This window comes from Janthinobacterium sp. SUN206 (genome assembly GCF_030587305.1).
Lineage (GTDB): Bacteria > Pseudomonadota > Gammaproteobacteria > Burkholderiales > Burkholderiaceae_D > Janthinobacterium > Janthinobacterium kumbetense.
The window spans coordinates 127,726-142,683 of record NZ_JAPWIB010000007.1; the positions used below are offsets into that span (position 1 = coordinate 127,726).

General features: G+C 59.6%; 9 protein-coding genes and 4 tRNA genes. 4 read left to right on the top strand and 9 right to left on the bottom strand.

Annotated elements, in window-relative coordinates; translation table 11 throughout:
• Positions 1–80 precede the first annotated feature (80 nt).
• From O3300_RS27785 to O3300_RS27805, 5 genes are all read right to left on the bottom strand, one after another.
• Positions 81–157: transfer RNA gene (locus O3300_RS27785), tRNA-Asp, on the bottom strand.
• A gap of 56 nt (positions 158–213) precedes the next feature.
• Positions 214–289, bottom strand: a tRNA-Val gene (locus O3300_RS27790).
• Positions 290–506: 217 nt separating this feature from the next.
• A tRNA-Asp gene (locus tag O3300_RS27795) sits at positions 507–583 on the bottom strand.
• Between the two features lie 54 nt (positions 584–637).
• Positions 638–713 (bottom strand) — tRNA-Val (locus tag O3300_RS27800).
• 179 nt (positions 714–892) lie between these two features.
• A complete protein-coding gene (locus tag O3300_RS27805; protein WP_305054694.1) occupies positions 893–3,061 on the bottom strand; it encodes a S9 family peptidase in 2,169 nt (722 codons plus the stop codon).
• Between the two features lie 181 nt (positions 3,062–3,242).
• Here O3300_RS27805 and dinB point away from each other — a divergent pair, with 181 nt between their 5' ends.
• Both dinB and O3300_RS27815 read left to right on the top strand, forming a co-directional pair.
• Entirely contained in the window at positions 3,243–4,427 is a 1,185-nt protein-coding gene (dinB, locus tag O3300_RS27810; protein ID WP_305054695.1) for a DNA polymerase IV, read from the top strand.
• Between the two features lie 118 nt (positions 4,428–4,545).
• Positions 4,546–5,442, top strand: a complete 897-nt coding sequence (locus tag O3300_RS27815) for a recombination-associated protein RdgC (RefSeq protein ID WP_034754435.1) — start codon at positions 4,546–4,548, stop codon at positions 5,440–5,442.
• Positions 5,443–5,574: 132 nt separating this feature from the next.
• On the opposite strand, the gene O3300_RS27820 is transcribed toward O3300_RS27815, so the two are convergent.
• Positions 5,575–8,346, bottom strand: coding sequence for a TonB-dependent receptor (locus tag O3300_RS27820; protein ID WP_305054696.1), 2,772 nt, complete (start codon positions 8,344–8,346; stop codon positions 5,575–5,577).
• A 522-nt stretch (positions 8,347–8,868) separates the two neighbouring features.
• On the bottom strand, positions 8,869–9,354 hold the full coding sequence (locus O3300_RS27825) for an asparaginase domain-containing protein (RefSeq protein WP_034781194.1): 486 nt from the start codon (positions 9,352–9,354) through the stop codon (positions 8,869–8,871).
• Positions 9,355–9,531: 177 nt separating this feature from the next.
• Between O3300_RS27825 and O3300_RS27830 the strand changes: the two genes are divergently transcribed.
• On the top strand, positions 9,532–10,305 hold the full coding sequence (locus O3300_RS27830) for an L-asparaginase (protein ID WP_305054697.1): 774 nt from the start codon (positions 9,532–9,534) through the stop codon (positions 10,303–10,305).
• On the opposite strand, the gene O3300_RS27835 is transcribed toward O3300_RS27830, so the two are convergent.
• Entirely contained in the window at positions 10,293–11,306 is a 1,014-nt protein-coding gene (locus O3300_RS27835) for a D-2-hydroxyacid dehydrogenase family protein (protein WP_305054698.1), read from the bottom strand. The genes O3300_RS27830 and O3300_RS27835 overlap by 13 nt on opposite strands.
• 328 nt (positions 11,307–11,634) lie before the next feature.
• Between O3300_RS27835 and O3300_RS27840 the strand changes: the two genes are divergently transcribed.
• Complete coding sequence (locus O3300_RS27840; protein WP_099666117.1) at positions 11,635–13,506, top strand: phosphoenolpyruvate carboxykinase (GTP); 1,872 nt, start codon at positions 11,635–11,637, stop codon at positions 13,504–13,506.
• Between the two features lie 185 nt (positions 13,507–13,691).
• Here the strand turns inward: O3300_RS27840 and O3300_RS27845 are convergent, their stop codons facing one another.
• On the bottom strand, positions 13,692–14,777 hold the full coding sequence (locus tag O3300_RS27845; protein WP_305054699.1) for a hypothetical protein: 1,086 nt from the start codon (positions 14,775–14,777) through the stop codon (positions 13,692–13,694).
• Positions 14,778–14,958: the final 181 nt, after the last annotated feature.

Genomic DNA, 14,958 nt, shown 5'->3' on the forward strand with positions numbered 1-14,958 from the left:
GAGCACTGATTCTAGTGCATTTGCGCTCCCACAATGGGAAAAGCCCTTCGGTTCCAGGAACCAAAGGGCTTTTCTTTTATTGGCGGAGCGGACGGGACTCGAACCCGCGACCCCCGACGTGACAGGCCGGTATTCTAACCAACTGAACTACCACTCCAAGCTCGTATGATCTGTGTTGCTGATCCATGAAGCACTGGATAATTTTCTGTTTGGTGGTGGGTGCTGAGAGGCTCGAACTCCCGACCTACGCCTTGTAAGGGCGCCGCTCTACCAACTGAGCTAAGCACCCGCATACCCAGAAAACTATCCCGACGTTTGTCACCACGTCTGGAAGAGGCACTATTATAGGGGGCGCTTTCATGCTTGTGCAACTATTCTTGAGGGGGAATGGCAGTTTTTTTGCTGAAAAGCGCAAAAAAGTTCAGGCGAGGGGGGATGGACGTGTTTTTGGCTTCTGAAATGGGAAAAGCCCTTCGGTTCCAGGAACCAAAGGGCTTTTCTTTTATTGGCGGAGCGGACGGGACTCGAACCCGCGACCCCCGACGTGACAGGCCGGTATTCTAACCAACTGAACTACCACTCCAAGCTCGTATGATCTGTATTGCTGATCCATGAAGCACTGGACAGTTTTCTGATTTGGTGGGTGCTGAGAGGCTCGAACTCCCGACCTACGCCTTGTAAGGGCGCCGCTCTACCAACTGAGCTAAGCACCCGTTGCTTGTCTCAGAAAACCATCCCGACGTTTGTCACCACGTCTGGAAGAGGCGCTATTATAGGACGGGTAAAATCCTTGTGCAAGCGCTTTTTTCACATTATTGCCCGAATGCGGTTGGGAGCATCTGAAAAAAGTGCAGGGCAATGTAACGCTGCCATGGGCTTTTTCTCAGGGCTCCTATTCCGTGATGCCCCATTGCGACAGCATCCACGCCATATTGAACGCATTCTCGGCGATGGCGTTATAGCGGCCCGACGCGCCGCCGTGGCCGGCACCCATATTCGTTTTCAGCAGCAGGGGATTGCTGTCCGTTTTATACGCGCGCAGCTTGGCCACATATTTTGCCGGTTCCCAGTACATGACCTGGCTGTCGTTCAGGCCCGTCGTCACCAGCATGGCGGGATAGTTCTTGCGCGCAATGTTGTCGTACGGCGAGTAGCTGAGCATGTAGTCGTACGCGGCCTTCTGGTTCGGGTCGCCCCATTCCAGGTACTCGCCCGTCGTCAGGGGCAGGCTGGCGTCCATCATGGTGTTCATCACGTCGACAAACGGCACGGCCGCGTGCACGGCGTGGAACAGGTCGGGGCGCATGTTGACGACGGCGCCCATCAGCAAGCCGCCCGCGCTGCCACCCTGGATGATGAGGCGGTTCGGGCTGGTCCATTTTTCGCGCACCAGGTAGTCGGCGCTGTCGATGAAGTCATTGAAGGTGTTTTTCTTCTTCATCAGCATGCCGTCTTCATGCCAGGCTTCGCCCATGTCGGTGCCGCCGCGGATATGCGCTTGCGCATAGATGACGCCCCGTTCCAGCAGGCTGATGCGGCTGATGGAAAAAGTGGCTTCCGTGGAAATGCCGTAGGAGCCGTACGAGTACAGCAGCAGCGGCGCGGAACCGTCGAGCTTGACGCCTTTCTTGTAGACGACCCACAGCGGCACTTGCACGCCATCGCGCGCCTTCACCCACAAGCGCTGCGTGGTGTAGCGGCTGCTGTCGAAGCCGCCGACGATTTCCTGCTGTTTCAGCACCGTGCGCTTGCCGTCCTGCATGCTGACGTCGATGACGGTGGGTGGCGTGACGGGCGACTGGTAGGACATGCGAAATTGCGTGGCGGAAAATTCCGGCGTGCCGGCCGCCGTGGCCAGGTAGACGGGGTCGTCGAACTGCACCGCCTTCCAGTTCTTTTGCGCAAAATCAAAGATGCGGGCGCGGTTCAGGGCGCGTGCTTTTTCCATCACCACCAGGTAGCCCTGGAAAACGTCGATGGACTGGATCACGGCATCCTTGTTGTGCGGCACGACCGGCTTCCAGTGCTTCGGCTGCGGCGCGGAAAATGGCGCGCTGACGACACGGAAATTCTTCGCCCCCTTGTTGGTCAGAATATACAGCTGGCCGTCGCGGTGCTCGATGCCGTAGCGGTGGCCTTTTTCACGTTTCAGCACGGATTGGAACGTGCCTTGCGGCTTGCTCGTTGGCAGCAGCAGCACTTCGCTCGTGTCCGTGCTGCCCGAGGTGAGCACGAAGAATTGCTTGTCGCGCGTGCGGCCCACGTTGATGGCGAACTGCTCCACAGGCTCGTGGTAGACCTGTTGCGGCGCACCGCCCAGGGCCAGGCGGAACAAGCGGTCCGAGCGCTTGGTGGTGGCATCTTCCTGCGCCAGCATCAGGGTGGCGTTATCCGCCGCCCAGGCCAGCGATGTCACGCGCGGCATGCTGTCGCCCAGCAACTTGCCCGTTTTCAAATCCTTGACGTGCAGCTCGTACTGGCGGAAACCCGTCGTGTCGGTGGTGTAGGCCAGCAACTGTTCATTCGGGCTGACGCTGAAGGCGCGCACGGCAAAGAATTTGTGGCCTTCGGCCAATTGATTCTGATCCAGCAAGACTTCCTCTGCCGCCTGCGCATCATAGGCGCCGCTGGCGCCGACGGGGCGGCGGCAGTGAATCGGGTATTGCTTGCCCGCTTCCATGCGTGTGTAATAGTAGAAATTGCCCTGGCGCGCAGGCACGGACAAGTCCACTTCCTGCATGCGTCCCTTGACTTCCGCCGTTACCTTGTCGGCCAGCGGCTGGATCGGCGCCGTGACGGCTGCCGTGTAGGCGTTTTCCGCATTCAGGTAGTCGATCACGGCAGGATCGGCTTTCTTTTGCAGCCAGCGGTAGTCGTCCGTCACGACCGTGCCGTGGCGCGTTTCCTGCCAGGCTGTCTTGGCGGCGACGGGAGCGACGGCCGTGGTGGTGGTGGTGGTGTCGGCGGCCAGCGCGGATGGCGCCAGCGTGGACAGTAGCAGGGCCGGCAGGATGGATGACCAGACGGACCGGCGGCGCGAAGCATGATGTGCTGTGGACAAGGCAACTCCTTTGAATAGTTGTGTCAGGATTGTAATCTTGCTATTGAGAAAAGCAACCGCTGATCGTCGCCATCGGGTCCCGTGCGTTTCAACTTGCATCCGCGGTCATTTCCGGTAATACTGTATGCATACACAGTATCTTGCCGCAATGAAGGCAAGCCGATCCGCCGCGAGGTGTTTTTTGATTTCATCTGCCCCCACACTTGCCGAAGCACCCGCCGCGCGCCGCTGGATCGCCCACCTGGACATGGACGCCTTCTTCGCCTCCGTGGAACTGTTGAAATATCCGGAATTGCGCGGCGAAGCCGTCGTCATCGGCGGCGGGCGCCTGCAGCAGCCCGTGCTGCAGATTGACGGCACGCGGCAGTTTGCGCGCATGCGCGATTACGTGGGGCGCGGCGTCGTCACCACGTCGACCTACGCGGCGCGCGCGTTTGGCGTGTTTTCCGCCATGGGCATCATGAAGGCGGCCAGGCTGGCGCCCGACAGCATCCTGCTGCCGGCCGATTTCGAGGCCTACCGCGAGTATTCGGCCCGCTTCAAGCAAGCCGTGGCCCAGTTGTGCCCCATCATCCAGAACGTGGGCATCGATGAAATCTATGTCGACCTGACGGAACACGGCGAGCAGGCGCCGGCCATGGCAGCGCGCCTGAAGGCGGCCGTGTTCGAGGCGACGGGCCTGTCGTGCTCGATTGGCCTGGCGCCCAACAAATTGCTGGCGAAAATCTGTTCCGACCTGGAAAAACCCGACGGACTCACCATTTTGTCGCCCGAGGATATCGCCACGCGCGTGTGGCCCTTGCCGGCGAAAAAGATCAACGGCATCGGCCCGAAGGCGACGGCCAAGCTGGAAGCCCTGGGCATCATCACCATCGGCGAGCTGGCGCAAGCCGACCTGGCCATGCTGCGCACGCAGTTTGGCGACCTGTACACGGGCTGGCTGCGCCAGGCGGCGCTGGGCATCGACGAGCGGCCCGTGCAGACGAGCCGGGAAACCAAGTCCGTCAGCCGCGAAACGACGTTCGAGCGCGACTTGCAGGTGGTGCGCGACCGCGCCACGCTGTCGGAAAAGCTGGAAAGCCTGTGCACGCGGGTGGCGGGCGACCTGGATAAACAGTCGCTGGCGGGGCGTACGGTGGGCATCAAGCTGCGTTTCGAGGATTTCAGCACCGTCACGCGCGACATCACCTTGCCCAGCGCCACGGCGGACGCCGCCGCCATCCTGCGGGCCAGCCGCGATTGCTTGCGGCGCGTGCCATTTGAAAAGAAAATCCGCCTGCTGGGCGTGCGCATCTCGACCTTGTCCGATCCGGCCATCGTGATGCGGCAGGCGCCGGCCCAGGCGGAACTGTTTCCCGCCCTGTAGCGGCATTCCCCACGCATCAACAACACCGCGCCAGTCCGCGCTTTTGACGGCATTCCCGTGTCGAAAGTGTAGAATGGCGTTCCCCTGGCACTACTGAAACAAACGGAAGACAAAAACTATGTGGTTCAAGAATCTTCAGATTTACCGCCTGCCCGCACCATGGGCCTATACGCCAGAACAACTGGAAGAGGCCTTGTCCTCGAACAAATTTACGCCGGCGACCAGCATGGATCTGATGCGCCAGGGCTGGGATACGCCACGCCCGAACGGCGGCCTGGTCCACGTGGTCAACAAACAGATGCTGATCTTGCTGGGCACGGAAAAGAAACTGTTGCCAGCCACCGTCATCAACCAGGTGGCCAAGGCCCGCGCTGCCGAGATGGAAGAAGCGCAAGGCTTTGCACCAGGCAAGAAAGCCATGAAGGAATTGAAGGAACGCGTGGCCGACGAGCTGTTGCCGCGCGCCTTCAGCATCCGCAGCAATGTCTGGACGTGGATCGACCCCGTCAATGGCTGGCTGGTGGTCGATGCCGCCAGCCCGGCAAAGGCCGATGAAGTCATCAAGCTGCTGCTCAAGGCCGTGGATAAATTGCCGCTGGAAAGCCTGCGCGTGCAGCGCTCGCCCGTGGCGGTGATGACGGAATGGCTGCAGGCGGACGATGCGCCGGCCGGCTTCACGGTCGACATGGATACGGAATTGCGCGCCACGGGCGAGAGCAAGGCCACCGTGCGCTACGTGCGCCACACCCTGGAAGCGGACGACGTGCGCCGCCACATCGCGGCCGGCAAGCAGTGCACGCGCCTGGCCATGACGTGGAACGACAAGATTTCGTTCGTGCTGACGGAATCGCTGGCCATCAAGAGCGTCAAGCCGCTGGACGTGATCAAGGAAACGGAATCGAGCACGAAGAACGATGAAGAGCGTTTCGACGGCGACGTGATGCTGATGACGGGCGAGTTGAGCAAGCTGATGGCCGACGTGGTCGAAGCCCTGGGCGGCGAAGCGACTGCATAAGCGCAGTCATGCCGGTACGAAAAAGGAGCTGCGGCTCCTTTTTTTTCGCCTGTGGATTGCGAAAAGATAAAAAAAGCGCCTTGCACGGTGAAGTGCAAGGCGCTTTCGGACAAGCTAATTCACAACGTCAAATTAGAACTTGTAGTTGCCGGTGATGTAGAACGAACGCATCATTGGATCGGCGTAGCGTGGGTCGAAACCAACCTGGTGGCCCGACGAAGCGCGCAGCGACAGCGGCGGTGCACGGTCGAACAGGTTTTTGATGCCTGCGCGGATCGTGGTTTGCTTGTCAAAGGCGAAACGTGCTTGCCAGTCGAACGTCGTGTACGACGGTACTTGCAGGCGGAAGTCGTCTATTTTGGTTTTGGTGTCCTCGTTGTACACGCTTGCTGCCGCATCGGTGTAGCCGTTACGGTAGTTGACCGTTACCGTGTTGCTCAGGCGGCCTGTATCCAGGGTCGTCGTCAGCTTCATCAGGTTGCGGAACGTGACTTCGTTGGTGTCGCCGAAGAAGTTCATGTTGCTGGTGAACACGTTGTTGCTGCCTGCTTTGGTGTAGTTCGCGTGCAACATGTGCGTACCGCTCAATTGGGCGGTCAGCTTACCGAAGGAAAACTTGTGGTTGGCCGACAGATCCCAGTCGATACCACGGTATTCCTTCTTGCCGACGTTGACCGACAGTTTCTTGAACGCGTAGTAGGTGTTGCCGGTCGATGGCTCCTTGTAGTAATCGAAGCTTGTCGCATACTTGACCGGATCGCCAAATGCCTGATCTTCGGTGATTTCCGAGACGGCATTGCGCAGTTTCACATCCCACAGGTCGGCGCCGAACGAGAAGGCCGAGCTAGGCTCAACACGGAAGCCCAGGGTGAACTGTTTCGATTTTTCCGACTGCAGTTCTGGATTGCCTTCCGATACGGCGTTGTATTGAATTGGTTCGCCGCGGCAGAACTCGGTACCTGGGTATGGGCAGGTAAATTTCTTGGCGGTAAAGCCGGCATTGACCAGTGGCTGAGCGATGTCCAGCATGCTTGGCGCCTTGAAGCCCGTGCCGTAGGAGCCGCGGATCAGCACGGTTTGTACCGGCTGCCAGCGTGCCGATACCTTGTAGGTATTGGCGCTGTCTTTTTTACCGACAGTTTTGCTGTTCAGCTTGTCATCGATCGCCTTGACAGCATCGTAACGGCCACCGACGGTCATTTCGAACGACTTGGTCAGAGGAGCCAGCAACTCGACGAACGCGCCGTAGGTGTCGCGGCTCATGTCGTAGGCAGCTTTCGTGTTGAAGCTGTAGATATCGTCACCGGTGGCGCCTGGCGACTGCTCATAGCGGTAGGTGCGGTAGTCGCCGCCGATACCCAGGCTGGCCTTGCCGCCTGGCAAGGAGAACAGTTCACGCGAACCGTGCGTGTCGACGCCGCGCATCGTGGTCGATGCGGTACGCACGGAGCCGACGAACTGCGCGCCGGCGACTTGCGCTTGCACGGATGGCTTTTGGCCCAACGCGAACGCATCGAAATCCGGATTGGCCAGGATCGCATTGAAGCCCTGATTTGTCGCGTAGCCGCCCGTGTAACGCTCGTCGATCGAGTTTTGCGACCAGGTCAGGCCGCTTTCGAAGTTCCACGCGCCCAGTTCGCCCTCCACGCCAACCACCATGTGTTTGGTTTGGGTAATGGTCTGGCTTGCGCGCAAACCGAAGTCGGTGCTGCGGTAGTTGGCCGTGACCGATTTGAGATCGCCCTGTTGCGCTGGCGTCAGGTAAGGTTGCACGTATTTCGCGTAGGCAGCTGGATTGTTGAACACCAGCTCGTCAAGGTTGGTTTTAGGGTTCTTTACCGTTTGCGCGATCGAGATGGGGATCGGGTTGGCGGCGATACGCGCCGTCAGGTCGTAGCGCGAATAGGCCAGTTCGGCGAACGCGTTCAGGCTGTCATTGAGCTTGTACGTTGCTTTGGAAAACAGGCTGTCGCGTTTCGATTGTGGCACGATTTCCACGGTGGAACCCGTGTCGAAGCCGCAAGCGCGTGAATTGCCGGTCGTGACGAAGGAATCGTCAGGGCAACTTCCGTTTTGACGCAAGTAAGGCGTGAAGGAAGTCGATGCGCTGTTCTTCGTTTTGTAGGCTACGGTGGCGCCTGCTGGCGATGCCGAGGTGCTGGTGCGGTCCCAGATGTAGTTGTTGCCGCCGCGTTTGAATTTCAGGAAAGAGGTATTGGCGAAATCGCGGTCGGTCGCGATCAGTTTCGACTGCTCATCGTGGCGGTACGATACCAGCACGTTGAAACGGTCTTCGTCCAGGTCGCCGAAACCATAGGTGACGCTGGTGTTCCAGGCGTTGCCGCCCTTGTCTTCCGGACCGCCGTAGGTGGCCTCCAGGGTGGCGCCTTGCTGGTTTTTCTTCAGGATGAAGTTCAGTACGCCGGCGATGGCGTCCGAGCCGTACAGGGCCGAAGCGCCGTCGGTCAGGATTTCGACGCGCTCAACGGCGCTCATCGGAATGGCGTTCAGGTTGACCGTGGTGCCGGAGCCTTGTGGCGCGATGCGGCGGCCATTCAGCAGTACCAGGGTGTAGGACTCGCCGATACCGTGCAGCGAAGCACTGGTATTGCCACCCGAGTCGGAACCTGCTGCGACTGCGCCGATGGTGAAGCCTTGCATGGCTGGCAGGGCCTGGATCAGGTCGGCTACCGAAGTGGCGCCCGATTTGGCGATCGCTTCTTGCGTCAGGCGCTGCACAGGCAAGGCGCCTTCGACAGCGATACGCTTGATACTCGAACCGGTAATTTCAACTTTTTGAATTGCTTCGTCCGCCATGGATTGGCCAGAGAACAAGACGCTACCTGCCAGAACGGTCAGGGCCAGGCGTACGCTGCGCACGCCAATTTTTTCTTTAAATGCCATTGTAACAATTACTCCGTAGTAGTTTTAATAACGACAAGCAGTACACGAGCACCGCTCTGGCCATCGGGTAGATGGCCAGCGGTGCTCGTGTACGGTAGGCGGAACCACGTCGGTGGGAGGTGGAAGACTACTTAGCGCAATATTGTTATAAATGCACTTTTGACTTGTCGAGGCGAACATTATGTCGTCTCAGCAAGAAAAAATGCATATCAACCGTGTCGGATTTGGCAATAAATTATGGATACAGAAGAATATTTAATTTAATTGTTAAATTGCAGTTTTATATTTAATAATATCGGTGTTTTTAAAAATGATCAATGGCGTTTTTTTACAACACAAAATTATTATATTGGCAATTTGATGTTTTACCTGCAATAATTCGACGAGTTCTGTGGTTTCGCAGAATTTGTGAAAGGCAAAAAGACATAAAAAAAGCCCGTTGAAAACGGGCTGGTCGAATTGTGACAGAGGGCCAGTCAGGCCGCGGGCCGGTCTGCTTTTACCCCCTGTCCTGCCATCGGCTTACAAGGGCTGGAACACGCCGGCGGCGCGGTTCTTTTGCACATTGTCCCAGGCGAAGATCTGGCCATTCATGGCCACGTACACGCCGGCTGGCAAGGTTTGCGCCACGCCGCAGGCAAAGCCCAGGTTGAACAGGGCATCGGAGTTGTCGATTTCGTAGGGAATCATGGCGCCCGTCAAAATGACCGTTTGCTGCAGGTTCGCCGCGCCCAGCACCTGCGCCGTTTCGCGCATGGTGTCGGTGCCGTGGATGATGACGATGGCTTTTTCCTGTGCCGCGCGGCACGAGGCCAGCACGCGCTGGCGATCCGCATCCTGCATGTCGAGCGAATCGAGCAGGGGCAATTGCTCCAGCGCCACGGGCGCCGTCATGCGCGCGCGGGCAATCGCTGCCGGCAAATGACTGTCGGAAAAGCCCAGGGTACCGTTCAATTCGTTGTAGTGTTTGTCGAAAGTGCCGCCAGTGGCGAGTATGCGCAAAGTCATGATGTGGTCACGATGTCAGTGGAGAATGACGCGCATGATAGCGTGGATTGGCAGCGTTGCGTGAATGCCGCCGCAGATGGGCCAGCGTGCCTGGGCCTCGCTACCGCGCCGCATCTGGAAAATTTGGTCATCTGTGAGTACACTGGTTTCTTTGTTTGCCTGCCACCCCGACTCCGTATGAAAGCGCTCGCTCCCGGCACCGTCATTTTTCACCGCCACCGCGGTTACGGGGTGATCACGTCCGTCAATTTGCTGACGGGCTGGATCGCCGCCCGTTTCGGCAGCGAAGCGCGGACCCTGGACCTGAACCTGTCGACCGACGACGTGCAGTTTGCCGATGGCGAAGCGATCCTGTTTCGCCGCGCGCCGCCGGACCGCATGCCGCATGCGCGCCTGATGGCCATGGTGCGCGAACTGCACCAGGCCGGCTATCAGAAGCTGTATCTGTACTCGTGGCCCAAGCCGTCCGGCCTGCACTGGCGCTGGCATTTGTTTACGGGGCCGCGCGACTGGATGCAGCGGCCCTGGCGCGAAGGCTGGTACGGTTCGGGCGCCGATTACAACGTCAATCCCGTGATGGGCTGGGGCGATACGCCGGGCGCCACCACTGGCGAGCTGATCGATGCCCTGGCCCGTTTCGACCCGCAGGGCCTGGCGCAGGCGCTGGGACGCGACGATGACCATAGCGACTGGTTTGGCCGCGTCTGCGATGCTTTATTGCCCCATTACATGTACAGCCTGGACATGCAGCGCACGCCAGGCGAGCCCTTGCCCGACATGCCGCCCGTGCCGGTCGTCGCCGTGCGCGCCGGCGTGGCGCCGTACAGCGGGCCGGACATCGCCTGGCCGCCCGGCTGGGCCGGCCTGTGGCGCGGCCGGCACGTGCTGCCCGCGCCCGCCATCCGCATCACGGGCGAGCCGGACCTGCTGAAGGGTTTTCAGCGTTCCTGAGGAGCTTGCCGCGCATGCGCCAGCGCCTCGGGATTGAGCAGGCGCGTGCATTGACCTTGCGCAAAATCGACGATGTTTTGCAAGGCGTAGCGGAAATACAGTTCATAGCTGTCACGCTCGACGTAGCCCAGGTGCGGCGTGGCCAGCACGTTCGGCAGCAGCAGTAATGGCGAGCCTGGCGGCAGCGGCTCGTCCGTAAATACGTCCAGCGCGGCGGCGCCCGGGCGCCCCTGCGGCAGCGCCGCTTCCAGCGCGCCCTCCATCACCAGCTCGGCGCGGCTCGTGTTGACGAATAGGGATGTCGGCTTCATGCGCGCCAGGTCCTCGGCTGTTACCAGGCCACGCGTCGCATCGGACAGGCGCAGGTGCAGGGTCAAGACGTCGGCCTGTTCAAAGAACGCTTCCCGCGACGTGGCCGCCGTATCGCCGGCCGCCACGGCCGCCGCGCGGCTCGCTTCGCTGCCCCACACGAGGATGGTCATGCCGAAGGCGCGGCCATAGCCGGCGATCAATTGCCCGATCTTGCCGTAGCCCCAGATCGCCAGGGTGCGCCCTTTCAATACCGTGCCGAGCGTATTGCGCTGTGGCTCCAGCGACGATGTCTGCCACAGCCCTTCCTGTAAATGTTGCGTGTATGGCACGATCTTGCGCTGCGCCGCCATGATCAGCGCCCACGTCAGTTCGGCCGGCGCCGTGGGCGAGCCGATGCCTTCCGCGATGGCGATGCCCAGCTCGGTGGCGGCCGGCACGTCGATGTGCCCGCTGACCTTGCCCGTTTGCGAAATCAGTTTCAGGTTCGGCAATTTCGACAGCAAGGCGCGGTTGAAACTGCTGCGTTCGCGGATCAGCACCAGCGCGTCGTATGGCGCCAGGCGGATCGCCAGTTGGCCCAGGCCCCGCGCCGTGTTGCTGAAGACCTTGACCTCGTGGCCATCGAGCAACTGGAAGCAATCGAGGCCGCGCACGGCATCCTGGTAATCATCGAGTATGGCAATTTTCATGGTGGATGGCCGATTTGAGTGAGGATTTGGTAGGGAAATAACAGGATACGGGAAATGTTGAATAGCCTACTACATTAGTCAAGCTATTCTCCTACATTTTTGCGAGAATAGCCGTTACGCGGGTGTACAATCGCCGGCACTTTTGAAGCTTCCTGATTATAGTTATAGCGCAAACTGTTCCTGCAGCCTGGGTGCATGATCCAGGTAAACGACACCAGAGCCCTGCCCGCGTGAGCATACCGCCCGCAGTGAGCCGCAGCCACCTCTCAACGATGCTGCCTGTCTTGCCGGAATGACCGGAATTTCTTTTATTGGTATTGGAGGTAATATGAATCAGCCCGTCATGGGTGGCGTCGCCGCACTCAACGTCCCAGCTTATATTAAACAACAGAAACTGATCAACTGGGTGGCCGACATTGCTGCGCTGACCAAGCCAGAGCGTATTTACTGGTGCGATGGTTCGCAAGAAGAGTACGAGCGCTTGTGCGCTGAAATGGTTGCCAGCGGCACCATGAAAAAACTGAATGCGCAAAAGCGCCCGAATTCCTACCTGGCCTGCTCCGATCCGAGCGACGTGGCCCGCGTCGAAGACCGCACGTATATCTGCTCGGCAACGAAAGAAGCGGCCGGCCCGACGAATAACTGGACCGAGCCCGGCGAAATGCGCCACACCTTGAACGGCCTGTTCGATGGCTGCATGCGCGGCCGCACCATGTACGTCGTGCCCTTCTCGATGGGCCCGCTGGGTTCGCCGATCGCGCACATCGGCGTGGAACTGTCCGATTCGCCATATGTCGCCGTCAACATGAAGATCATGACCCGCATGGGCCGTGCCGTGTACGACGTGCTGGGCACGGATGGCGAGTTCGTGCCGTGCGTGCACAGCGTGGGCGCACCGCTGGCCGCCGGCCAGGCCGACGTGAAATGGCCGTGCAACAGCACCAAATACATCGTGCATTTCCCGGAAACGCGCGAAATCTGGTCCTTCGGTTCGGGTTACGGCGGCAACGCCTTGCTGGGCAAGAAATGTTTCGCCCTGCGCATCGCTTCGAACATGGGTTACCAGGAAGCGCAAGCATCGGACAGCAACCCGGGCTGGCTGGCCGAACACATGCTGATCCTCGGCGTGGAATCGCCGGAAGGCAAGAAACACTACGTGGCGGCAGCGTTCCCGTCCGCTTGCGGCAAGACCAACTTCGCCATGCTGATTCCGCCGGCAAGTTTTAACGGCTGGAAAGTGACCACCATCGGCGACGATATCGCCTGGATCAAGCCGGGTGCCGACGGCCGCCTGTACGCCATCAATCCGGAAGCCGGTTATTTTGGCGTGGCGCCGGGCACCAACGAAAAAACCAATTACAACTGCATGGCGTCCATGCGCGACAACACGATCTTCACCAACGTGGCGCTGACGGACGATGGCGACGTCTGGTGGGAAGGCTTGACGAAAGAAGCACCAAGCCACCTGATCGACTGGCAGGGCAAGGACTGGACGCCAGCGTCCGGCACCAAGGCGGCGCACCCGAACGCGCGCTTCACGGTTGCGGCAACGCAAAACCCTGTCATCGACGCGGCCTGGGACGACCCGGCCGGCGTGCCGATCTCGGCCTTCATCTTCGGCGGCCGCCGCTCCACCACCGTGCCGCTCGTCACCGAAGCGCGCAACTGGGTCGAGGGCGTTTACATGGCCGCCACCATGGGCTCGGAAACGACGGCCGCGGCCGTGGGCCAGATGGGCGTCGTGCGCCGCGATCCATTTGCCATGTTGCCGTTTATCGGCTATAACATGAGCGATTACTTCCAGCACTGGCTGGACATGGGCGTCAAGGTGGGCAAGGTCAACCCGGCTGCCCTGCCGAAGATCTATTGCGTCAACTGGTTCCGTACGGACGAGGCTGGCAAATTCGTCTGGCCTGGCTTTGGCGATAACATGCGCGTACTCAAATGGATGCTGGAGCGTATCGAAGGCAAGGCGGGCGGCGTGGAAAACCTGTTCGGCACGACGCCGCAGTATGGCGACCTGAACTGGGATGGCTTGCCATTCACGCAAGAACAGTTCGACACCATCACCTCGATCGACAAGGCCGCGTGGGTGGAAGAATTGAAATTGCATACGGAGTTGTTTGAAAAACTCGCGTATCATCTGCCGCAGGAATTGGCAGGTCACAAGGCGGCGCTGGAAAAGCGGCTGAGTGCGTAAGTTAGCGTCAAGCGGCGCCTGACAAGCTTGTCAGGTGTGAAGAGTTGTAGTGGGGGAGAAACACGCCGGCAAAGACTGGCGTGAGATAAATGACACGCCGGCAATGACTGGGGTGCTAGCAAAAAGAGAAACGGCGCGGATTGCATGAGCAATCCGCGCCGTTTTTTATGGCGCGTTCGAGGCGTCTAGCCTGTCTGGGCCGGCACGAAATAAATCGGATAGACCTCGTCCATCATTGCTGGACATTCATCCGGCTTTGCCTTTGGAAATGTGACGGACAGGGGCGCTGTCTCATGCAAGCGGTCCTCCACTTCCAGCACGCCTGCGTAGGCCTTGACCTCGCGTGCGGCAGGCGCCTGGCAATCGCCGACCGCCAGTTCGCGGCCATTGCCATGAAAGCTGCTGCCATGGGCGATGTCGGTACACAGGGACGGCCAGTATTGGAATGAAAAAAAGCGTCCTGGCGGCGCGGTTTGCTGCCTGTCTTCCTGATGTAATTTGTGCCGCATGAAGTACATCACAAGCGACTCATACGCGTCGTAGGCTGGTGGCCAAGCCAGTTGCAAGGGCTGGCTGGCCAGCTTGGTGGTCCTGGAGCAAGTGCCACCCTGCGCCATCTGCAAACGCTCACGCCGCGGTGCGCCGTCTGTGCGAATGGAAAATTGGCCTGGGGCATTGATGCGCAAGGGCGTGGTGCCCATGCGCAGCACCGCTGTTAGCTTGCGCCCTGTAGAGCGATAGCTGATGTCGTACAGCTTGCCAGGCTTGAAGCCTTCGCGCGCCTCGATCCTGTATAAGCCATAGGAGGCATCGATTTCCTCGCTGACCTCACGCAAGCCCTGCTGCATGGCGAAGCGCTTGACGGCATCGCTCGGCCCCTCCGGTTCCGGTTTGTCCCAGCTCCGTTCCATGGCTTTCACTCTGCGGCATATCGGCATGGACGCGTTCTTCTCTTCGGCGCATTGCTGCATTTCCGGGCTGGCCAGATAGTAAATATAGGGCTGTACTCCCATCTGTTTTTCCACGCGCAATCGTACCGCCACCGGTGTCAGCTTGCGCCCCGTACCGCGCTCGATAATACGAAACCGCTTGGTGGAAAGGGGGACTGGCGGGCCGACAAGGATATGGCCATCCTGATCCCTGAGCAGGAAATCGGGAGATTGATTTGGAAGAAACAGGATGCCGCGTGCATTGGCAGGCACCGTGACCACGGCCGGCTTGCCGGATGCGGCCGGTGCCGCATGGAGGAACTCGCCGGATATCCCCTGCATGCAGGAACACGCCACCGCCACGCTGGACGACAGCAACCATGACGTGGTTATGCAATGGCGAACCCAGCTGGATAAACGTGAAGGGAAGTGCGGCATGTTTTCTCTGAAAGCCGGTGCTGTGACCAGAGAAAATAGTTTCCCATAGAAAAATCCCCCGGACAAGATCATTCGCCGGGGGATC